The 20119-nt window shown below is 60.8% G+C and carries 19 protein-coding genes; 8 read left to right on the top strand and 11 right to left on the bottom strand.

Annotation, left to right across the window (positions count from 1 at the left end):
- Positions 1-26 precede the first annotated feature (26 nt).
- On the bottom strand, positions 27-719 hold the full coding sequence (locus Q7C20_RS15595; RefSeq protein ID WP_375068500.1) for an NUDIX hydrolase: 693 nt from the start codon (positions 717-719) through the stop codon (positions 27-29).
- A 146-nt stretch (positions 720-865) separates the two neighbouring features.
- On the opposite strand from Q7C20_RS15595, the gene Q7C20_RS15590 reads away from it, so the two are divergent.
- From Q7C20_RS15590 to nadE, 3 genes are all read left to right on the top strand, one after another.
- Positions 866-1513: an isochorismatase family protein gene (locus Q7C20_RS15590; RefSeq protein WP_375068499.1), complete on the top strand. Its 648-nt coding sequence runs from the start codon at positions 866-868 to the stop codon at positions 1511-1513.
- 11 nt (positions 1514-1524) lie between these two features.
- The gene (gene pncB, locus Q7C20_RS15585; RefSeq protein ID WP_375068497.1) at positions 1525-2763 is read left to right on the top strand and encodes a nicotinate phosphoribosyltransferase; all 1239 of its coding nucleotides are present in this window, start codon (positions 1525-1527) and stop codon (positions 2761-2763) included.
- Between the two features lie 183 nt (positions 2764-2946).
- Complete coding sequence (nadE, locus tag Q7C20_RS15580; protein ID WP_375068496.1) at positions 2947-3762, top strand: ammonia-dependent NAD(+) synthetase; 816 nt, start codon at positions 2947-2949, stop codon at positions 3760-3762.
- 8 nt (positions 3763-3770) lie between these two features.
- On the opposite strand, the gene Q7C20_RS15575 is transcribed toward nadE, so the two are convergent.
- A complete protein-coding gene (locus Q7C20_RS15575; protein ID WP_375068494.1) occupies positions 3771-4259 on the bottom strand; it encodes an Hcp family type VI secretion system effector in 489 nt (162 codons plus the stop codon).
- Between the two features lie 174 nt (positions 4260-4433).
- Between Q7C20_RS15575 and Q7C20_RS15570 the strand changes: the two genes are divergently transcribed.
- A complete protein-coding gene (locus tag Q7C20_RS15570; protein ID WP_375068493.1) occupies positions 4434-5348 on the top strand; it encodes an NAD synthetase in 915 nt (304 codons plus the stop codon).
- The gene (locus Q7C20_RS15565) at positions 5345-5830 is read left to right on the top strand and encodes a hypothetical protein (RefSeq protein WP_375068491.1); all 486 of its coding nucleotides are present in this window, start codon (positions 5345-5347) and stop codon (positions 5828-5830) included. Before Q7C20_RS15570 ends, Q7C20_RS15565 begins: the two co-directional genes overlap by 4 nt.
- A 7-nt stretch (positions 5831-5837) precedes the next feature.
- Here Q7C20_RS15565 and Q7C20_RS15560 read toward each other — a convergent pair whose 3' ends face one another.
- The 7 genes from Q7C20_RS15560 to Q7C20_RS15530 are packed head-to-tail and all read right to left on the bottom strand — an operon-like array spanning position 5838 to position 12277.
- Positions 5838-6869: an ABC transporter substrate-binding protein gene (locus Q7C20_RS15560; protein WP_375068489.1), complete on the bottom strand. Its 1032-nt coding sequence runs from the start codon at positions 6867-6869 to the stop codon at positions 5838-5840.
- A gap of 14 nt (positions 6870-6883) precedes the next feature.
- Positions 6884-7981, bottom strand: coding sequence for an NAD(P)/FAD-dependent oxidoreductase (locus tag Q7C20_RS15555; RefSeq protein WP_375068487.1), 1098 nt, complete (start codon positions 7979-7981; stop codon positions 6884-6886).
- Positions 7978-9321: an FAD-dependent oxidoreductase gene (locus Q7C20_RS15550; RefSeq protein WP_375068485.1), complete on the bottom strand. Its 1344-nt coding sequence runs from the start codon at positions 9319-9321 to the stop codon at positions 7978-7980. Before Q7C20_RS15550 ends, Q7C20_RS15555 begins: the two co-directional genes overlap by 4 nt.
- Complete coding sequence (locus tag Q7C20_RS15545; RefSeq protein ID WP_375068484.1) at positions 9318-9608, bottom strand: (2Fe-2S)-binding protein; 291 nt, start codon at positions 9606-9608, stop codon at positions 9318-9320. Before Q7C20_RS15545 ends, Q7C20_RS15550 begins: the two co-directional genes overlap by 4 nt.
- On the bottom strand, positions 9608-10402 hold the full coding sequence (locus Q7C20_RS15540; RefSeq protein WP_078743198.1) for an ABC transporter permease: 795 nt from the start codon (positions 10400-10402) through the stop codon (positions 9608-9610). Before Q7C20_RS15540 ends, Q7C20_RS15545 begins: the two co-directional genes overlap by 1 nt.
- A gap of 4 nt (positions 10403-10406) precedes the next feature.
- Positions 10407-11252, bottom strand: a complete 846-nt coding sequence (locus Q7C20_RS15535) for an ABC transporter permease (RefSeq protein ID WP_375068482.1) — start codon at positions 11250-11252, stop codon at positions 10407-10409.
- Positions 11249-12277, bottom strand: coding sequence for an ABC transporter ATP-binding protein (locus Q7C20_RS15530; protein WP_375068480.1), 1029 nt, complete (start codon positions 12275-12277; stop codon positions 11249-11251). The genes Q7C20_RS15535 and Q7C20_RS15530 overlap by 4 nt, the downstream gene beginning before the upstream one ends.
- Positions 12278-12518: 241 nt before the next feature.
- On the opposite strand from Q7C20_RS15530, the gene Q7C20_RS15525 reads away from it, so the two are divergent.
- Positions 12519-13349 carry an IclR family transcriptional regulator gene (locus tag Q7C20_RS15525; RefSeq protein ID WP_375068478.1) on the top strand — a complete coding sequence of 277 codons (831 nt, stop codon included), beginning with the start codon at positions 12519-12521 and terminating at the stop codon, positions 13347-13349.
- A 133-nt stretch (positions 13350-13482) separates the two neighbouring features.
- On the opposite strand, the gene Q7C20_RS15520 is transcribed toward Q7C20_RS15525, so the two are convergent.
- Together Q7C20_RS15520 and Q7C20_RS15515 are read right to left on the bottom strand one after the other, a co-directional pair.
- The gene (locus Q7C20_RS15520; RefSeq protein ID WP_375068477.1) at positions 13483-14148 is read right to left on the bottom strand and encodes a response regulator; all 666 of its coding nucleotides are present in this window, start codon (positions 14146-14148) and stop codon (positions 13483-13485) included.
- Entirely contained in the window at positions 14123-17506 is a 3384-nt protein-coding gene (locus tag Q7C20_RS15515) for an ATP-binding protein (protein WP_375068475.1), read from the bottom strand. Before Q7C20_RS15515 ends, Q7C20_RS15520 begins: the two co-directional genes overlap by 26 nt.
- Before the next feature lie 313 nt (positions 17507-17819).
- On the opposite strand from Q7C20_RS15515, the gene urtA reads away from it, so the two are divergent.
- Together urtA and urtB are read left to right on the top strand one after the other, a co-directional pair.
- A complete protein-coding gene (gene urtA, locus Q7C20_RS15510; protein WP_375068473.1) occupies positions 17820-19028 on the top strand; it encodes an urea ABC transporter substrate-binding protein in 1209 nt (402 codons plus the stop codon).
- Between the two features lie 167 nt (positions 19029-19195).
- On the top strand, positions 19196-20113 hold the full coding sequence (gene urtB, locus Q7C20_RS15505) for an urea ABC transporter permease subunit UrtB (protein ID WP_053256607.1): 918 nt from the start codon (positions 19196-19198) through the stop codon (positions 20111-20113).
- Positions 20114-20119 lie beyond the last annotated feature (6 nt).

Below are 20119 nucleotides of genomic sequence, written 5' to 3'. Positions count from 1 at the left end.
GATCTCCATTATTCTTGAGGTACTGGCTAATCAGCAAAACTGCGATCAAAGAAGTAAATGTCTCCCGGTTTTAACACCTGCACCGTCGCCTGCGGCCGTCCCCCTTCACCCTGTTTCTTGCGCCCCGTCTCGCGCAAGTACCCGGCTTCGGTCAACTTCAACAACCGCTGACGAATACTGGTCTTCAACACCGGCCGCGCCAGCACCACTGAAAAAATCGCCGTCGCTTCCGGCGCGCTGAACTCATCCCCCAGAAACATCAGCGGCAAACTGCTGTACAGCGACTTGGAAAACAGCCGTTCCTGCACCGCCGCCACGATCAGGTTGTGATCGAACGGCAACCTGATGCTGCCATCCGCCAGCGCATTCAGCGAAAACCATTGCTGATGCTCGGCGAGCTCTACTTCGTCAGCCACAATCGCCAGGTAATAGGTGGACGACGACCAGCAGCGCGGATCGCGAAACGCATCACCCACCGTGCCCACTTGCTCGCTCCAGGCCAGCGCCAGGCCTACCTTGTCACTCGCGCGCAAGCGCTCCACGGCGTCCTTGAGGCTCAGGTCTTGCACGCCGCCATTCACCACCACGCCGGGTAGCGCCCAATGCCCGGCGAAAGGTTCGGCGTCACGTTTATTCAACAGCAGCTTTAATTCCCCCGAGGCGCGGCAGTAAAACAATACGCACAGGTCGACAGTGTGCAGGTAGGCGCTGAGTGGCATGTGAGGTCCTTATGAACGGTGGCAAGGCACAGTCTAACGGATCGAACAGCTATGTCATGTACTGACACCAGGATAAATAACCAAATGTTTCTTGCAATGAAAGTACATGACGTGTACTTTTGTTTCCAGGCCACAGGAGAACCACCATGACCCTCCCGAAAACTGCCATCGCTTCATTCGACGTTGACCCTCAAAAGAGCTTCACGCCGCTGTGCCCGGATGAGTTGCCTGTGGCCGGTGGCGACCAGATCGGCGCCGAACTCAACTACATGGCCAGCCTAGCCGGCCACCGCGTCGGCAGCAAAGACGCGCACACCCCGCAGGCGCCCTGGGTGGTCACCGAACGCAGCGACATGTACCAGCCCACCGGCATGGCGCACGCCGATATCACCTGGGTCAGCCACTGTGTGCCGGGCACCGAAGGCTTTACCTTGCTGGACGAGTTGCCCACCCCGTATGACTACGACTACTTCATCTGGAAAGGCGTCGAACCCGACCTGCACCCTTACGGCGCCTGCTACCACGACCTGCACGACAAGCTGTCCACCGGCGTCATCGAATACCTGAAGGCCCACGGCGTCACCCGCGTGATTGTCGGCGGCCTGGCCCTGGACTACTGCGTCAAAACCACCGCGTTGCAGCTGCTCAGAGCCGACCTGGAAGTGGTCCTGCACCTGCCAGCCTGCAGAGGCATCACGCAGGAGGGCGGCGCCCAGGCTGTCAATGAATTGCAAAAGGCCGGTGCCGTTATCAGCCGCACCCGCGAAGAACTGGCTGCACAGGCCGCGCGTTAAGGAGTCCCCCTATGGAAAGTGCCTACGACTACGAAGCCCCGGTGATCCAGGGTTTGCTCGACACCGATTACTACACCTTCACCATGATGCAAGCCGTGCTGCACCAGCACCCCAACGTCGACGTGGAATACAATTTCATCGTTCGTTCGAAGGAAAAACTCGGCCACCTGATCCCGCAACTGCGCGACGAGCTGGAAAAACTCGCCGGCCTGCACATGCGTGAGGGCGAGCTGCGGTTTCTGTTCAACCCACGCTTTCGCGAATACCTGACCCCGGATTACGAGCGCTTTCTTGGCCTGTTCCGCTTCAACCTGCGTTACATCCATGTCAGCGAAGTCGATGGCCAACTGAACATCCGCGTGGTCGGCCCGATGCTGCACTGCATCATGTTCGAGCAACCGGTGCTGGCGCTGGTCAGCGAGTTGCGCAACCGCGACAAATACCCTGACGTGACCCTCGAAGACGTCACCCGCAAGCTCTACCAGAAGTTTGACTGGCTGGAGAAAAACCTCAGCCGCGAGGAACTGTCCGACTTGCGCGTTTCCGACTTTTCGACCCGCCGGCGCCTGTCATTCAAGGCCCAGCGCGAAGTGATCGACATCATGCGTCGCGACTTTCCCGGCCAGTTCATCGGCACCAGCAATGCGCACCTGGCCTACGAGTTCGACCTGCCGCTGATCGGCACCATGGCGCACCAGTGGCTGATGGTGCACCAGCAACTGGGCCGCCTGCGCGAGAGCCAGAATGCCGCGCTGGAAAACTGGGTGCGTGAATACCGTGGTCGCCTCGGCATTGCCCTGACCGACTGCATCAGCACCGACTTTTTCCTCAAGGATTTCGACCTGTACTTCGCCAAGCTCTACGACGGCCTGCGCCAGGATTCCGGAGACCCCATCGTCTGGGCCGACAAAGTCCTGGCCCGCTACAAACAACTGGGCGTCGACCCGATGACCAAGGACCTGATGTTCTCCGACGGCCTGAACTTCGAAAAGTGCCTGCCGATCCTGCGTCACGTGCGTGGCAAGGCCAAATTCGGCTTCGGCATGGGCACCAGCCTGGCGTGCGATGTGGACGGTGTTGAGCCGCTGAGCATTGTGATGAAACTGGTGCGGGTGCACGGCGAGCCGGTGGTGAAATTCTCGGATGACCCGATCAAGAACGTCTGCGAAGACCCATCGTTTTTGCAGTACGCGGCGAAGGTGTTCCTGGGAAGGGAGCTTGCACCTGAAAGCGCTGGGGCAACGCACTGAGTGATTGGACACAGTCGATTTTTTTGCCACGGATAATGCGATTTCGCAGATGTATCAAGATCCAAATGTGGGAGCGGGCTTGCTCGCGAAGGCGGTGGCTCAGCCAATGAATCTGTCAACTGACACATCGCCTTCGCGAGCAAGCCCGCTCCCACAAGTGAATGTAAGCAGCCCGGAGGTGTTATGCAGACTCAAGAACGTATCGCGCAGGAACTGAACATCAATCGGCAACTGGTTAAAGGCGGTGAAGCCAGGGAAATTCAACGGCGCATCGACTTCATCAAACACACGCTGCGCCACTCAGGCTGCAAGGCGTTGGTGCTGGGCATCAGCGGCGGGGTCGATTCCCTCACCGCTGGCCGCTTGTGCCAGTTGGCCGTTGAGCAACTGCGCGCCGAAGGTTACGCCGCGCGCTTCGTCGCCATGCGTCTGCCCTATAAAACCCAGGCCGACGAACGCGATGCCCAGGCCTCCCTGAATTTCATCACCCCGGACCACATTGAAACGCTGAACATTGCTGCCAGTGTCGACGGTTTGATGGCCAGCCTCGCGGCCGACAGCGCCAGTGCCGAGCAGGTCGATTTCATCAAGGGCAACGTCAAGGCCCGCGCGCGGATGATCGCGCAGTATGCCGTGGCCAACCTGCACAACGGCCTGGTCGTCGGCACCGACCACGGCGCCGAAGCCCTGATGGGTTTTTTCACCAAGTTCGGCGACGGCGCCTGCGACCTGGCACCGCTTTCAGGCCTGACCAAAACCCAGGTGCGGCTGTTGGCTACTGCCCTCGGTGCACCGGCACATCTGGTGCATAAACTGCCCACCGCCGACCTTGAAGAGCTGGCGCCGGGCAAGGCGGATGAGCAGGCGTATGGTTGCAGTTATGAAGAGATCGACGCCTACCTGATGGGCGAGCCAGTCAGTGAGCGGGTGAGGGCGATCGTCGAGGGTGCCTACAGCAAGACCGCGCACAAACGTGCGTTGCCGGCCGTTCCCGACTAAGCCTGCAATTAGATTTTGATATTTTCTCGAATATTCCAGCCGAACCGGATAGGCCCGCCGTCTTTTCCACCGTCGGCTTTCTGCGGCTGATAGCTGACTTCAACCTTGGCAAAATTCAGACTGATTTCTTCAGTGAGTACGTCGCCCGTTGATGCTGCGCGCGTGTCATAGGAAGCAACCATGACTTCCTTCAAGGTGATCACCAGGTACTCGACATTGCTCTCGCCCCCGGCCTTGCGAACGACGATTCGTGCTTCTGGATAATGCTTTCCGGTTGCGCAGGCCATCATCAGGTTGGGGGTGGATTTGTCGAGGGCCTTCTCGATGGCGATATTGGCCATATTGACCTTGCCCGCTCCACCGCCTGATGCGGTGTGCATGGAGCCTGATTGCCGCATGCTCCAGCCCCAGCGGGTAATGTCAATTTCATCACGGTGCGCCTGGTCCCTGGCCTCACCCTTGATGTCTCCCAGCTTCAAAAACATATCCGTAGCCATCTTCATTCCCTGTCTGATCGTTCGCCAGTAGTGGCGTGGGGCGTACTTTTCCCATACCTGCGATTGACTACAAGAGGCTGAGACGAGAACGGGAAATGCCTGTCCGGAAAAAGGAAACTTTCCGACATTCTTGCCGGATACGCTCTGCGCTCTCGTGAGTTCAGGAGTAAAGGAATGGCTTCCAGTGTCTTCAAGGACGGTTTCCCCAGTGCCCATCTCACTACGCGTGAGCGGGTGGAGAGCAGTATTGATCTGCGTCGACTGTTTGCTGTCATTGACGCCGACCCAGCGATTGCCGGGGCGGGGGTGGTGTATCTCGACGCTCAATTATGGCCGGTGACATTGCGCGAATTTCAGCCGATTTGCAGTGTATTGCCCAAACGGGTGATTTTGCGGGAGATGCCACGGTCGATGGCACGGTTGGATTTTGTGAGGGCGCTCGAGGAGGAACCGAGGGAGTCGCAGCTTGTATTTGAGGCCTTGGGTATGGGCGTGGCATGCGGTAGTGCGGTTTTAGGTTGGATTGTCGCCGTCAGTGGTACAGCGGCCATTCCATTTACTGCGGGTGCCAGTTCATTCATTGCGGCTGTTGGATATATATCTGCCACAGCAAGTTTGGCGCAATGCGTCATTGGCGGATACCGTGTGTACAACGAGTTATACGCCCCGATGAACAATGATTTGCTGGACAGTAAACCTTGGTTTCAACATGCAACAGCTGCTTTGGATGCTGCCGCACTTGTTGGCGCGGGCTCTTCTCTCTTGGCGACTATCAGGTTGGTCAAGGTGACTAAAACCAGCACCGGGAAAAGTTCGCTGCAGGTACTCAAAGGGCTTACTCGTCAAGAACGAGCGAAGCTGACGAAGGAGCTATTAAGTATTCAACATCCACAGCTAGCTTCGAAAATGTTGAAGTTGAGGCAGCTGGCAGGTGACTTGCCTAAACGACTGACGCCAACACAATTACGCCACGCCACGCTCACTCAAATTAAAGACGTTGTGGGTGCCTCAATGACTGTAATGGGAAGTTCCATGTCCGGCAATATTCACACGATTGCCGTAGGGCTGTACGAGGAGTTTAGCGAATGATATTGCTGATGACGCTTGAGGAACTTTGGTGTTTTCTGAAGCGCTATTTTCCTGTTTTCATGGCTGCCGTTTTTGCTCAAAGCTTCGCAGTTGCTATCTGCGTACTGATGGTAATCGACAGCTACTTTCAGGCGCTGCCCCTTCGTGAGAGCTTGAAGTTTTCCTTCTTCTCAGTTCTCGTCTCATCCTTAGTTATTGCCCACTGCAATTTCATGATCGTGCGCGGCTATCCAGGCTGGCTATGGATCCCGGTGGTTCTGATGGTGCTCAGTTTGTTGGGGGTTTTACCAACCATCGAATATCGCCCTCACAAAGTGTTCTATGTACTGGGCCTGTTATTCCCGCTACTGGCTCTTCTGCTGATCAACAGTAAACGCCACCGAGAAGCTCGAGCCGAATGGGTAAAGCTCCGGCAAAAGCGTCAGCGCATCGCGAAGATCATCCATACCCAGCGTCAACGAGCTCGGCGCCGGGCAGGATGATGAGGCTTTACCGCTCGATGGACCGGCTCCACCGCGCATTCCACTCCGGCCGCGCCTGGTTCACCTGGTCCCAATCAATCGAAATCGCCGTCTGCAAATATCCTTGCATCGCTTCAACCCGTGCACGGGTTTTGTCGGTAGTCGGCGTGGTCGGGTTCGACGGAATCTGATCACCTTCTTCCAGCGCCGGTGCCTGGGCTTCAGCTGTCAGCAGGAAGGCCGCAAGTTTCTGTGCCAGTTCCGGCTGGTCATTGCGCGCGATGACGCATTCGGCCACGTTCAGCACCACCGCACCTTCCTTGGGCTGCGCGTATTCCATCGGTACGCCAAGCAGTTTCTGGGTGGCGACCTGGGTGGGCGTCAGCGGGAAGATCGCAGCTTCATCGGTTTGCACCATTTCGGAGATTTTCGCCGAGCTGGCGATGTACTCCAGCACATTCGGGCCGATGGTTTTTGGCCAGGCCTTGAAGCCCGGCTCGACGTCGGTTTCAGAGCCGCCCTGAATGCGGTTGAACATCAGGAAACCGTGCAGGCCAAAGGTGGAGGAGGCCAGGGACTGGAACACTACCTTGTCCTTGAAGCGCGGGTCGGCCAGGTCCATCCATGAGGTCGGCGCAGCCCAGCCTTTTTCCTTGAACATCTTGGCGTTATAGCCCAAGCCCGTCACGCCGAGTGTCACGGCCACGGCTTCGTCCTTGATTTTGGCTTTGGTTGGGATCTGGTCGAGGGTCGGGTTGGGTGTGAGTTTGTCGCACAGGCCCATGGAAATGGCGCGGTACATGATGCCGTCGTCGAGGAACATCACGTGCATCTGTGGGTTGTCCTTGTTGGCCTGGACCTTGGCGAGGATGTCCGACGAGGTGCCGGGCACGATCACCACCTTGACGTTATTGGCCTTCTCGAATGCGGGCAGCACCTTGTCGGCGTAGACCCGTTCCATGGTGCCGCCGTTCATGCCCAGGTACAGCGTGGGCGCCGCGTGGGCGATGGACGCGAGCAACGCGAGGGGCAAGCAGGACAGCGCGATACGTGTGTTCATGGATGTTTTTCCTCTCAGGCTTGGAAACGACGAATGGAAAACGCTTCGATGGGGTGTCGGCTGGCCCCTTCGCAGACGATCTCTGCGAGGGCTTCACCGACGGCGGGGCCGAGCTGGAACCCGGCGCCGGCAAAGCCGAAACCGTGGAGCAGGCCAGGTTGGGTGCTGCTGGGGCCGATCACCGGTTCATGATCGGGGAGGTAACCTTCGGTGCCACTCCAGGTGCGAATCGCCTGGGCACCCTTGAGAAACGGGTACAGCTCAGCGGCATTGCGCAGAATCTCCAGCACCGCGGCCTGGCCGGGACGAGCCTGCAGCGGGCCAAGGGCAAAGCCGCGACCGCCGCCGAGGATGCAATTGCCCCGGGCGACCTGCCGCGCATAAATCCCGCCGCCTTCAACGCCGGTGCTCACGGTCATCACCACCGGCAACGGCTCGGTGACCAGCATTGCCGGGTGCGCCGAGGTGATCGGCACCGGCTCGCCAAATTGTTCGGCCACCGTGCCGGCCCAGGCACCGGTGCAGTTCAGCAGCCACGGCGCTTGCAGGCGCAGGCCGTTGGCGCACCGCACCTGGAATAACCCGCTGGCATATTCGATATGAATCACTTGCGCCTGCTCGTACACCGACGCACCCAGACGCTGTGCGGCGCGAGCGAAGGCGGGCGATACCAGGCGCGGGTTGGCGTGGCCGTCTTCGGGGCACAGCGAGGCGCCGACGGCGATATCACCCACCCACGCAAACCGTGCGCGCAGCTCGGCGTAGTCCAGCAGCTGCAAGCCCAGGCCGAAGCCACGGGTGTGCTCGGCGTACGCCTGCAATGCGGCGAAATCCGCATGGCTGCGCGCCAGTTTCAAATGCCCGGAACGCACGTATTCGCCGTCGATGCCGATCAAACCCGGCAAGTCGGCCCACAGTTCATGTGACCGCTGCGACAACGGCAGTTGGTGTAAAGGCCGGCCCTGGCGCCGCACGCCGCCGTAGTTGACGCCACTGGAATGCGAACCGCACAAATCGCGCTCTACCAGCGCCACACGTTGGCCCTTCTGCGCGAGCATCAAGGCGGCCGAGGCGCCGACGATGCCGCCGCCTAACACGATGACGTCGATCATGGCTGCACCTCCACGCCAAACGGCAGCGGCTTGATCGGCGCCTGGCCGCGCAGCCGCCCGACGTGTTCAACCTCGCGACCACTGCGCTCAGCCACGATCTCCGCTGCCGCCAGCCCGCACATGCGGCCCTGACAGCGGCCCATGCCGACGCGGCAATGGGCCTTGACCCGATTGATTTCCCAGTGGCCTTCATCCACCACTGCACGCACGTCGCCCACGCTGACTTCTTCACAACGGCACAGAATCAACTCATCCGGTGCCTGCGCGGCCCACTGTTCCGGGAAGGGGAAGGCGGTTTCCAGCCCATGGCGAAAGCGCTGGATGCCTGCCAATTGCCGTTCCAGCACGGCAGGGCGGCGATGATCGATGGCCAAACCTGAGTCTTCCAGCACCGCCAATGCTGCACGTTCACCGGCCAGTTGCGCGGCGTCTGCGCCCATGATTCCGGCGCCGTCGCCAGCCAGGTACACACCGCTCACGCTGCTGCGCCCGGCGCTGTCGCGTTGCGGCAACCACGCGCGGTTCAAGGCATTCCAGGCAAATTCGCAGCCGAGCAAATCCGCCAGTTGCGTCTCGCTGCGCAGGGCATGGGCGAAGGCCACGGCATCGCATGCCAGGGTCTGATTGCCCCAGCGAATGCCACTGACCCGCTGTTCACCGTCGATCTGCGTGAGTGTCGTGCCCTGATGCACGGGAACCCCATGGGCCGTCAGCCAGGCGCGGTAATACAAACCCTTGGCCAATGTCGTCGGTTGCCCAAGCAATGCCGGCAGCGCACGGCATTGGGCGCTGAACGGCGCGCTGTCGAGCACCGCAACAACCTTCGCGCCAGCCTTGGCGTATTGATAAGCCACCAGATACAGCAACGGCCCGCTGCCACAAAACGCTACCCGTTCACCGATGGCGCAACCCTGATATTTCAAGGCGATCTGCGCCGCGCCGAGGCTGTAGACGCCGGGCAAGGTCCAGCCCGGCACTGGCAGAATGCGGTCTGTGGCGCCGGTGGCGACGATGATCTGCGAATATTCGACGCTTTCGGCGCGGCCATTGTTGAGCATATCGAGGCGACCGTCCTCGGCATTCCACACCAGCGTGTCTGGCCGGTAGTCGATCAGGGGTGCCAGCTCATCCATCGTGCGATGCACTGCCTCGGCCTTGTTTGCTTCAAAACCGTAAATCTGTTTGGCCGTGCGCTGAAAACCCACCGGCTGGCGGCGATAAATTTGCCCGCCACCGCGCAGGCTTTCATCCACCAGGCAAGGTTTGATGCCATGGTCGAGCAGGGTGCGCGCCGCGCTGATCCCCGCGGGGCCTGCGCCCACAATCACTACGGGCTTCATGGCTGGCGCCCCGGATCACGGCTGATCGCCTGGCCTTCTTCCAGCAAGGTCGAGCAGGCGCGCACGCGGCGGCCATCTTCCAATCGCACCCAGCAATCCTGGCAAGCGCCCATCAAACAGAAACCGGCACGGCGTTCGGCGCTGAAATCACTGCCACGCAGGTGTTCGGCACAGGTGAGAACGGCGGTCAGCAGGGTGTCGCCGAGCAAGGCGCTGGCGGGTTGACCATCCAGCGTGAAGGTCACGACAGGGCGCCCGGTCTCGGCCAAGCGTGTGAACAAGGCCATCAATGTTTCCCCACCAGCACGCGGTCCAGGCCGTAGACCCGGTCGAGCAGAATCATCGTCGCAGCGGTCAGCGCAATCACCAGCGCTGAAACGGCCGCCATCATCGGGTCAATGGACTCGGTGGCGTACACATACATGCGCACCGGTAGAGTTTGTGTGGCCGGCGAGCTGACGAAAATCGACAGCGTCACTTCGTCGAAACTGTTGATAAACGCCAGCAACCAGCCGCCCGCGACGCCGGGCAAAATCATCGGCAAGGTGATCTGCCGAAACAGCGTAAAGCGGCTGGCGCCGAGCGATTCCGCCGCCTGCTCGGCACTGCGGTCAATGCCGATGGCCGCCGCCAGCACCAGGCGCAGCACATACGGGGTGATGATCACCACGTGCGCGAGCATCAGCCAGGTGAAGCTGCCATTCACCCCCATCAGCGCGAACAAGCGCAGCATCGCCACCCCCAGCACCAGGTGCGGAATGATGATCGGCGACAGGAACAACGCGCTGAAAAAGTTGCGGCCGGGGAACTGGTAGCGACTGATCGCCAAGGCGGCCGGCACGGCAATCAACGTGGCCAAACTGGCGGCGGTAAACGCCAGGATCAGGCTGTTATAGAACGCCTGGATAAAGTCAGCCCGCTCGAACACTGCGCGAAACCAGCGCAGGGAAAAACCCGACGTCGGAATGCTCAAAGTGTTTTCCGGGGTGAACGCCACCAGGCACACCACCACCAGCGGCGCCATCATGAACAGCACCACCAAACCATGGAAACCGAGGGCCAAAGGACCGTTTCTGGACATGCGCTTAAACCCCCAGGGACTTTTTGTAGCGGCTTTCGACCATGCGGTTCCAGCTCAGCATGATCAGCAAATTAACCAGCAGCAGTACCACCGCGATGGTCGCGCCCATGGGCCAGTTGAGTTCCGATAGGTATTGGTCGTACACCACGGTGGCGACCATTTTCAGGCGTCGCCCGCCCAGCAGGCCGGGGATGGCAAACGAGCTGGCGGCCAGGCCAAACACAATCAAGGTGCCGGACAACACGCCCGGCATGACCTGCGGCAACACGATCTTGCGCATCACCGTGGCCTGGCTCGCACCAAGCGACAGCGCGGCCTGTTCCGCCGACGGGTCGAGCTTTTGCAGGGAGGTCCACACCGGAATGATCATGAACGGCAGCATCACGTGTACCAGCGCGATCACCACGGCGAACGGCGTATACAGCAGCTTCACCGGGCGCCCGCCGAGGGCCTGGATCACCTGGTTCACCAGCCCGTCCGCGCCAAGCAACAGGCTCCAGCCAAAGGCGCGCACCACCACCGAAATCAGCAGCGGCGTGAGGATCAGGATCAGGAAAATTGAGCGCCACGGTGTGCCCATGCGGCTGAGGATGTAGGCCTCCGGCACGCCGATGACCACGCACAGCAAGGTCACCAGTGCGCTGATCCAGAAGGTGCGCCAGAAAATCTCGTAGAAGTACGAATCGCTGAACAGCGACAGGTAATGGGCGAACGTCCACTCGTCGGCCTTCACGCCCACTTGGTAGTCGAACACGTTGAACGACAACACCAGCGTCATCAGCAACGGCAGGATCAGCAGCCCGCTGAACAGCACCAGCGCCGGTAACGAAAGCAAATAACCCCGGCTCATGCGCGCACCTCATCCGCCGCCAGCACCCGCAGCAGGTCGGCGTGCCAGTCCAGGCCCACAATGGCGCCGCTGCCCAGCGGCGCGCTGCCGTCGTTGCCGCGTACCACGGTGATTTCGCCCAGGCCCGTATGAATGCGGTACAGCCATTGGCTGCCAAAGAAATAGCTGTGGAGGATCTTGCCTTGCAGGCGACCGGTGCCGGCGTCCACCAGCTGGATTTTTTCCGGGCGCAGGCTCAGGGTCAGTTCGCCGTTGCCCGCTTCATGGCGCACTTGCGGGGTGCCCAGTGCGTCGTAGTCGCCGGGCAGCAGGTTGGCCTTGCCCACGAAGTCCGAAATGAACCGCGTGCGCGGGTGTTCATACAGTTTGTACGGCGCGTCAATCTGGGTCACACGCCCGACCTGCATCACCACCACGCGGTCGCTGATGGACAGGGCCTCGGCCTGATCGTGAGTAACCATCAAGGTGGTGATGCCGACGTCGCACTGGATGCGGCGGATTTCAAACTGCATCTCTTCGCGCAAATTAGCGTCGAGGTTTGACAGTGGCTCATCCAGCAGCAGCACCGGCGGCTCGATCACCAGCGCGCGGGCCAGAGCAACGCGTTGGCGCTGGCCGCCGGAGAGTTCACGCGGGTAACGGTCGGCGTGAGGCGCCAGGCGCACCAGTTCCAGCACGGTTTTGACTTTGCTGGCGATCTCGGCGGCTGGCACTTTGCGCATCTTCAAACCGAAGGCGACGTTGTCGCGCACGGTCATGTGCGGGAACAGTGCGTAACTCTGAAACACCACGCCCAGGCCACGGCTGGCGGGTTTGGCGTGGGTGATGTCGCGGCCGTCGAGCAGGATCTGCCCGCCGCTGACATCAACGAAGCCGGCGATCATTTGCAGGGTGGTGGTCTTGCCGCAGCCCGAAGGGCCGAGCAGGGAAACGAATTCGCCTTTTTCCACCGCAAGGTCAGTGGCGACCACCGCATCGACGGCGCCGTAGCGTTTGCTCAAGGCGTTGAGTTGGAGAAAAGCCATGGTTGCGTTCCACCTTTTTGAGTCGCGTCGAAACGCGCTTTTTTGTTTTGGGCAGATGCGAAAAGGGTGTAGCGGGTGCGGTGGCGCTCGATCTTGAGTCGGCTGCCGTTAGTTGTTCATTTCGCCCCTGTGGACTCAGATTAGGACGAAGACTAGGATGGGCGAAAGATGGAATTTCACTGAATGGACTATTATTTTCAGTTTTATTCACTCACTAGAATGTTGATAAGGGTTGAGTGTTATGGATTCCACTGAGCGGAACGAAAACAACAAAGAAGTCGGTGCCGGTGGTGTCTCTCGGCTGTTTGCGCTGCTGCGCGTTCTCGGCGCCGTGCCGGAAGGCGGTGAGCGCGTGACCCAACTCGCGCAACAGGTCGGCCTGTCTCAGCCCACCACCCACCGGCTGCTGCGCAGCCTGATGGATGAAGGGATGGTCGAGCAGGACGCGCGCAGCAAGCGCTATCGCCTGAGCCTGGAGTTCTTCGCCCTGGCGGCCAACGCGGGCAAGACCGGCAACCTGCGCGATCTGGTGCGGCCCAGCATGCTGCGCCTGAGTGCGTCATTGGGCGACTCGCTGTTCCTGCTGGCGCGCAGCGGGTTTGATGCGATCTGCCTGGACCGCAGCGAAGGCCCGTACCCGATCCGCACCTTTACCGGTGATATCGGCGGGCGCGTGGCGCTGGGCGTGGGGCAGGGCAGTTTGGCGATTCTGGCGTTCTTGCCGGAGGAAGAGCGTGAGACGGTGATTCGCTACAACCTGCCCCGCCTCAAGGACTTCCATCTGTATGACGAGGTGCTGTTGCGTTCGGAAGTCGAGAATGTGCGCAAACTCGGCTACGCCGCGCGCAATACCGGCGTGCTGGAAGGCATGGCAGGCTTGGCGGTACCCATCCTGAACCGCGACGGGCATGCGGTGGCAGCGTTGAGTGTGGCGACCATCAGTGACCGGCTGGGGCCGACACGGTTGCCGATGGTGGTGGAGTTGCTCAAGCGCGAAGCAGCGGCAATCGGGCCGAGGATCAATCCCTTTGACCCGACCCTGCGCCGCCCCTCACAAACCTTCGGCGGGTAGCTCATCTCAGCAGCACTGAAGATCAAATGTGGGAGCGGGCTTGCTCGCGAATGCGGTGGGTCAGTCGGTACATGAATTGACTGACCCACCGCATTCGCGAGCAAGCCCGCTCCCACACAAGCTCTACACACATTCAAATTGCAGCGAGGGCAACTGACGTCGCAGCAGTGCGGGTCTCCACACCGAGCTTCACATACACATGCTCCAGATGCTTATTCACCGTCCTCGGGCTCAACCCCAAAATATCGCCAATATCCCGATTGGTCTTCCCACACGCCACCCAGCGCAGCACCTCAACCTCGCGCTCGGTCAGCTGAAACCGCGCCGACAATAACCGCTGCGCCGGTGCATCTTCCAGCGTCAACACACTCGGCTGCGTCGCCGCCCGCGCCGACAGCAAAATCCGCGACGTACGCAAATGCGCCGCCACCCGTGCCAACACTTCATCGGTCTGGATCGGCTTGGTCACGTAATCACTGCCGCCCACCTCAAACCCCTGCACCACGTGCTTGCTGTCGGTCAGCCCGGTCATGAACACCACCGGGATGTCCGCGCTGGAGGGCTGCGCCTTGAGCCGGCGGCATGTTTCAAAACCGTCCAGCCCGGGCATCATCGCGTCGAGCAAAATCAGGTCCGGGCGCCGGCGTTGCACACGGTTCAGCGCACTGAGGCCGTCGAGGGCCACCAGCACCATGTAGCCCGCGTCGTCGAGGGCGTCGGAGAGCATGGCGAGGTTGTCCGGGGTGTCGTCGACGATCAGCACCACGCCAGGTTCAGTGCTGCGGGTGAGTGGATCCATCTTCGGCCTCCTTGAGGGTTCGGTTAAGTTCATCCAGGCGAAAACCCTTGAGCAAACCGCGCACTTTGCTGATGAAAGGGCCGGTGTCCGGGTTGTATTCCAGGATCGTGTCGAGTTTTTCGTGCAGGCCGCGTACATAGCCGATGGCGCTGAGTTCAATCAGCGCGGCGAGGTCTTCAGGGCCGGGTAGCACGCTGGGCGCCGTCGGAGGCACAAGGCTTTTGGTGCGCCGCAGCCAGTGCAAATCCAGGTGCTGTTGCAGGCGCCCAAGCAGCTCCGGCGTGCGCACCGGTTTGGCCAGGTAATCGTTGCAGGCGGCGGCGATGCTGCGTTCGCGGTCGTCGGTGAAGGCGTTGGCCGAGATGACGATGATCGGCGCAGTGGACAGCGCATTGCGTCGGATCAAGCGGCTGGTTTCGTAGCCGTCCAGCGTCGGCATCGACAGGTCCATCAGGATCAGGTCCGGCGCCAGCAGCGCCACTTGGCGAATCGCCTCCTGACCGTTGCTGGCCTGAATCACTTCAAAGCCCAGCGGCGTGAGCATGCCGCTGAGTACCTTGCGGTGGTCCACATGGTCATCCACCACCAGAATGCGCCGGCGCTCACCTTGATAGCCGATGATGTCGTGCTCCACATGCACCACGGCTTGCGGTGCGCGCACTTGGGACAGGAACAACCGCACCTGAAAACAGGTGCCTTTGTCGAGTTCGCTGGTGACCCGCAGCTCGCCGCCCATCAAGGCAGTGAGCATGCGCGTGATGGTCAAGCCAAGCCCAACGCCCTTGTCTTGCCGCATCAGGTCGCCGCGTTCGAACGGTTGGAAAATCTGCTCGATCTGCCCCGGATCAATGCCGATGCCGGTGTCGATAATTTCAAAATTGGCGGTTTCGCGCATGTAGCTGACCCGCAGGCACACCTCGCCGCTGTCGGTGAAATTGACGGCGTTGCCCAACAGGTTGATGAGGATTTGCCTCACGCGTTTTTCATCGCCCCGCACCACCGCCGGGATCTTGCCCACGCAATCGAGCCGAAAGCGCAGGCCCTTGTCTTGAGCTTGCGGGGTGAACATCTGCTCCAGGTCGTGGATCAGCTCGGGGAAGGGGATTTCAGTGAGTTCCAGGCGCAACTTGCCGGCTTCGATCTTGGCCACGTCGAGCAAGCCGTCGATCAGCGAGACCAGGTGTGAGCCACTGCGCAGAATCGTCGCCAGCGCGTCCTGATGTTGCTCGGGCATGGCGTGGTCACGCTGCAGGATCTGGGTGAAGCCGAGAATGCTGTTCAGCGGCGTGCGCAGTTCGTGGGACAGCCCGGTGACGTAACGGCTCTTGGCGGCGTTCGCGGCTTCCGAGGCTTCCTTGGCCTGTTGCAGGGCTTGGTCGGTGAGGCTGTGGGCGTCGATTTCCTGCATCAGCAGCAAGGTCTGGCGGTCGGATTCTTCCTGGGCCACGCCCCGGCTTTCGCGGGTCAGCACCACCCACCAGGCAAGCACGGCGGCCAGCACCGAGAGGGTGAGGAAGGCTTTGAAGAAAGCTTGGTAGAGGGTTTCGGAATGGGGTAACCCTTGCGCCGCCTGCACGTAGATCAGCGCCAGTGCGCCCGCGAGCATCAGCACCAGCGCCAGCAGCAGGCCGAGGTAATGCGCCAATCGCGTGTGCAGTCGCGGCACCAGCGTGTTGGGCAGCAACAGGCGCAACACGCTTTCAAACTGCGTCACCAGCCGCGCGTGGGGTTTGCAGCGATCGCCGCACCGTGCGTCCAGCGAACAGCACAGCGAGCAGATCGGCGTGCTGTAGGCCGGGCAGAACGCCATGTCTGCGGTCTCGAACGGGTTGCTGCACAGCCCGCACACCGCGTGGGTGGCGGGCGCCACCGGGTGAATCAAATGCAGGGCGCTGGTGCGGGCGATGTAGTACTTGCCCTTGGTCAGCCAGGCCAGCAGCGGCGCCATGATCAATGCCGTGCCCAGCGCCACAAACGGCGGCGCTGCCTGGGCCAGAGCGCCGAACAGGCCGAAGTGCGCGAGGATCGACAGCGACGAGGCGATCAGCATCGAGCCGACGCCCACCGGGTTGATGTCGTAGAGGTGCGCGCGCTTGAACTCGATGTGTTTGGGCGACAGCCCCAGCGGCTTGTTGATCACCAGGTCCGCCACCAGCGTGCCGATCCAGGCGATGGCGATATTCGCGTACAGCCCCAGCACCTGGTCGATCACATCGAACACGCCCAGCTCCATCAGCATCAATGCGATGGCCACGTTGAACACCAGCCACACCACACGCCCGGGATGACTGTGGGTGACGCGGGCGAAAAAATTCGACCAGGCGAGGGAGCCGGCGTAGGCGTTGGTCAGGTTGATTTTCATCTGCGAGATGAACACAAACAGCACCATCGCGCCGAGTGCCCATTCCGGCGAGCTGAACACGTAGCGGAACGCCACGAGGTACATCTGGGTCGGCTCGGCGGCGCGCTCCATGGGGATTTCATGTTGCAGGGCGAGAAACGCCAAAAACGCTCCGGCAAACATTTTTAACGCGCCGGGGATGATCCAGCCAGGGCCGGCGCAGAGCAGGGCGGCCCACCAGCGCTTGCGGTTGGCGGCGGTTTTTTCCGGCAAAAAGCGCAAGTAGTCCACCTGTTCACCGATCTGCGTTACCAGCGACAGCGCCACCGTGCAGGCGGCGCAGAACGACAACAGGTTAAAGCCGCCGCTGTCACCGCTGCGCCCCACAAAGCTGGTCCAGTCGCTGAAGGCGTCGGGGTTTTTCCACCCCACAAAACCGTAGGGCAGCACCAGCAACAGCAGCCAGACAGGTTGGGTCCACAGTTGCAGACGGCTGATCAGGGTCACGCCGTAAGCCACCAGCGGGATCACCAACAGCGAGCAGATCACATAGGCGATGGCCAACGGGATGTGGAAATACAACTCCAGCGCCAGGGCCATGATTGCCGCTTCAAGGGCGAAGAACAGAAAGGTGAAACTGGCGTAGATCAATGAAGTAATGGTGGAGCCGATGTAGCCGAACCCGGCGCCACGGGTCAGCAGGTCCATGTCCACGCCATAGCGCGCGGCGTAATAGCTGATGGGCAGGCCGGTGAGGAAGATCACCAGGCTGATCGCGAGGATTGCCCAGAAAGTGTTAGTGAAGCCGTAACTCAAGGCCAGCACGCCACCGATGGCTTCCAGCGCCAGGAATGACACGGCGCCAAGGGCGGTGTTGGCGATGCGCAACTCCGACCATTTGCGGAACGACTTGGGGGTGTAGCGCAGGGCGTAGTCTTCCATGGTCTCGTCGGCGACCCAGGTGTTGTAGTCGCGGCGGATCTTGACGATGCGCTGGGTGCCGGAAGGAGGATGCACGGTGGGAGGCTCCGGGGAGTGGGCAGGATCGGTGAGCAAGTTCCATGCCCCGGCAGACGCTGAGATACAAATGTGGGAGCTGGCTTGCCTGCGATAGCGCTGGGTCAGCCACCGCAGAGGTTGCCTGATAGGCCGCCATCGCAGGCAAGCCCGCTCCCACAGGGGATCCTCAGTGCATGGAGGATCGGGATACTGCCCTGAAACAGTGCGAAGCGGCATACGTCAAATGACGTACTCGGTTACGTCAGGCTGCGTATACCCGCGCTCGCCCCTTGCCGCCATGCTGAACCCCTCATTGCAGAGGAGTCGCCCCATGGCATCACGATTGATTCGCTCCACACCGCTGTTGGCCTTGTCGTTACTGGCCGCCGCTCTGTTCAGCCAGGGCGCGCTGGCCGATAACGAAGGCCTGGCCGTGACCCCCACCGAAGTCACTGTGGGCCAGTTGCACTCGGCCACCGGCACCATGGCGATTTCCGAGACCGGCTCGATCCAGGCCGAACGCCTGGCCATCGACCAGATCAACGCCTCGGGCGGGATTCTGGGACGCCAGATCAAGGTGATTCAGGAAGACGGCGCCTCCGACTGGCCGACTTTCGCCGAGAAAGCCAAGAAGCTGCTGGTCAACGACAAGGTCGCCGCCGTGTTTGGCTGCTGGACCTCGGCGTCGCGTAAAGCCGTGCTGCCGATCTTCGAAAAAGAAAACGGTTTGCTCTACTACCCGACTTTCTATGAAGGCCTGGAACAGTCGAAAAACGTGATTTACACCGGCCAGGAAGCCACCCAGCAAATCCTCGCCAGCCTCGACTGGATCGCCAAGACCAAAGGCGCCAAGACGTTCTACCTGGTCGGCTCGGACTACATCTGGCCGCGCACCTCGATGAAGATCGCGCGCAAGCACATTGAAAACGTGCTGCACGGCACCGTGGTCGGCGAAGACTACTACCCGCTGGGCAACACGCAATTCGGCTCGCTGATCAACAAGGTAAAGCTGAAAAAGCCAGACGTGGTGTTCGCAGCAGTGGTGGGCGGCTCCAACGTGGCCTTCTACAAACAACTCAACGCGGCCGGCGTGAATGCATCCAAGCAGACCTTGCTGACACTGTCGGTCACCGAAGACGAACTGCTCGGCATCGGCGGCGAAAACATGGCCGGTTTCTACGCCTCCATGAAGTACTTCCAGAGCCTGGACAACCCGAACAACAAAGCCTTCGTCGAAGCCTTCAAGGCCAAGTACGGCAAGGATGCGGTGATCGGCGACGTGACCCAGGCAGCCTACCTCGGCCCTTGGCTGTGGAAAGCGGCGGTGGAGAAGGCGGGCAGTTTCGACGTGGATAAAGTGGTTGCTGCGTCGCCTGGCATCGAGTTGAAAAACGCACCGGAAGGCTACGTGAAGGTCCACGAAAACCATCACCTGTGGAGCAAGTCGCGCATTGGTGAAGTGCTGCCGAACGGCCAGTTCAAGGTGATCTACGAGTCGGACCTGATCGAGCCGAACCCGTTTCCTAAGGGCTACCAATAACCTTCGGGCACACAGTGCTTCAAAATGTGGGAGGGGGCTTGCTCCCGATGGCGTTGTATCAGTAGCCGGTAAGTTGACTGACCCACTGCTATCGGGAGCAAGCCCCCTCCCACATAGAGCAAAGCAAAAGCAGTCAGCATTTCATCTCTCTGTAGGAGACCATCATCATGGAATGGCTATCGGAATTTGGAGCCATCGCGGCAATGCAGGGGTTCAACGGGTTGTCCGTGTTCTGCGTGCTGTTGCTGATGGCATTGGGGCTGGCGATCATTTTCGGCCAGATGGGCGTGATCAACATGGCCCACGGTGAGTTCCTGACCATCGGCGCCTACACCACCTACGTGTGTTCCAGCCTCACCGCGCACTTTGCGCCGAGCTTCCAACCCTATTACTTCTTCTTTGCCATCGCCCTGTCATTCCTCGTCGCCGGCGCCGTCGGCTGGCTGGTGGAGTGGGCGATGATCAGCCGTTTGTACAAACGGCCATTGGACACGCTGCTGGCGACCTGGGGCTTGTCGCTGGTGATGCAGCAAACCTTCCGTTCGGTATTTGGCGCCCGTGAAGTCAGCGCCGAACCGCCGGCCTGGCTGATGGGCTCGGTGAACTTCACCGACGCCATCGAAATCCCGCGCAACGGCCTGTTCATGATGGGCCTGACCTTGCTGCTCACCGCTGCCATCTTCTTGATGCTTTACCGCTCGCGCTGGGGCCTGCAGGTGCGCGCCACGGTGCAAAACCGCTTGATGAGTCGCGCAGTCGGCATTAACACGCGCAAGGTCGACCGCATGACCTTCGCCCTCGGCTGCGGCGTGGCCGGTGTGGCCGGCGCTGCATTCACAACGATCGGCTCTACGGGCCCCACGGCGGGATCGCAGTACATCGTCGACACCTTTCTGGTGGTGGTGTTCGGCGGCGCGCAAAGCCTGTTCGGCACCATCGCCTCGGCGTTCGTGATCGCCCAGACCCAATCGCTGTCGGAGTTTTTCCTCAGTGGCTCGATGGCCAAGGTGCTGACCTTGTCCTCGGTGATTCTGATCCTGATGCTGCGCCCGCAAGGGTTGTTCTCCATCAAAGTGCGCAAGTAGAGGCGA

Source organism: Pseudomonas sp. AMR01 (genome assembly GCF_041946035.1).
In the GTDB taxonomy this organism is placed as follows: domain Bacteria; phylum Pseudomonadota; class Gammaproteobacteria; order Pseudomonadales; family Pseudomonadaceae; genus Aquipseudomonas; species Aquipseudomonas antarctica_B.
The sequence above is the reverse complement of the archived record's forward strand: the minus strand, read 5'-3'. Positions and strand labels throughout refer to the sequence as shown.

Coding starts and splice junctions, on each gene's coding strand:
- Q7C20_RS15595 (WP_375068500.1), bottom strand. CDS start 719: ATGCCACTCAGCGCCTACCTGCACACTGTCGACCTGTGCGTATTGTTT.
- Q7C20_RS15590 (WP_375068499.1), top strand. CDS start 866: ATGACCCTCCCGAAAACTGCCATCGCTTCATTCGACGTTGACCCTCAA.
- pncB (WP_375068497.1), top strand. CDS start 1,525: ATGGAAAGTGCCTACGACTACGAAGCCCCGGTGATCCAGGGTTTGCTC.
- nadE (WP_375068496.1), top strand. CDS start 2,947: ATGCAGACTCAAGAACGTATCGCGCAGGAACTGAACATCAATCGGCAA.
- Q7C20_RS15575 (WP_375068494.1), bottom strand. CDS start 4,259: ATGGCTACGGATATGTTTTTGAAGCTGGGAGACATCAAGGGTGAGGCC.
- Q7C20_RS15570 (WP_375068493.1), top strand. CDS start 4,434: ATGGCTTCCAGTGTCTTCAAGGACGGTTTCCCCAGTGCCCATCTCACT.
- Q7C20_RS15565 (WP_375068491.1), top strand. CDS start 5,345: ATGATATTGCTGATGACGCTTGAGGAACTTTGGTGTTTTCTGAAGCGC.
- Q7C20_RS15560 (WP_375068489.1), bottom strand. CDS start 6,869: ATGAACACACGTATCGCGCTGTCCTGCTTGCCCCTCGCGTTGCTCGCG.
- Q7C20_RS15555 (WP_375068487.1), bottom strand. CDS start 7,981: ATGATCGACGTCATCGTGTTAGGCGGCGGCATCGTCGGCGCCTCGGCC.
- Q7C20_RS15550 (WP_375068485.1), bottom strand. CDS start 9,321: ATGAAGCCCGTAGTGATTGTGGGCGCAGGCCCCGCGGGGATCAGCGCG.
- Q7C20_RS15545 (WP_375068484.1), bottom strand. CDS start 9,608: ATGGCCTTGTTCACACGCTTGGCCGAGACCGGGCGCCCTGTCGTGACC.
- Q7C20_RS15540 (WP_078743198.1), bottom strand. CDS start 10,402: ATGTCCAGAAACGGTCCTTTGGCCCTCGGTTTCCATGGTTTGGTGGTG.
- Q7C20_RS15535 (WP_375068482.1), bottom strand. CDS start 11,252: ATGAGCCGGGGTTATTTGCTTTCGTTACCGGCGCTGGTGCTGTTCAGC.
- Q7C20_RS15530 (WP_375068480.1), bottom strand. CDS start 12,277: ATGGCTTTTCTCCAACTCAACGCCTTGAGCAAACGCTACGGCGCCGTC.
- Q7C20_RS15525 (WP_375068478.1), top strand. CDS start 12,519: ATGGATTCCACTGAGCGGAACGAAAACAACAAAGAAGTCGGTGCCGGT.
- Q7C20_RS15520 (WP_375068477.1), bottom strand. CDS start 14,148: ATGGATCCACTCACCCGCAGCACTGAACCTGGCGTGGTGCTGATCGTC.
- urtA (WP_375068473.1), top strand. CDS start 17,820: ATGGCATCACGATTGATTCGCTCCACACCGCTGTTGGCCTTGTCGTTA.
- urtB (WP_053256607.1), top strand. CDS start 19,196: ATGGAATGGCTATCGGAATTTGGAGCCATCGCGGCAATGCAGGGGTTC.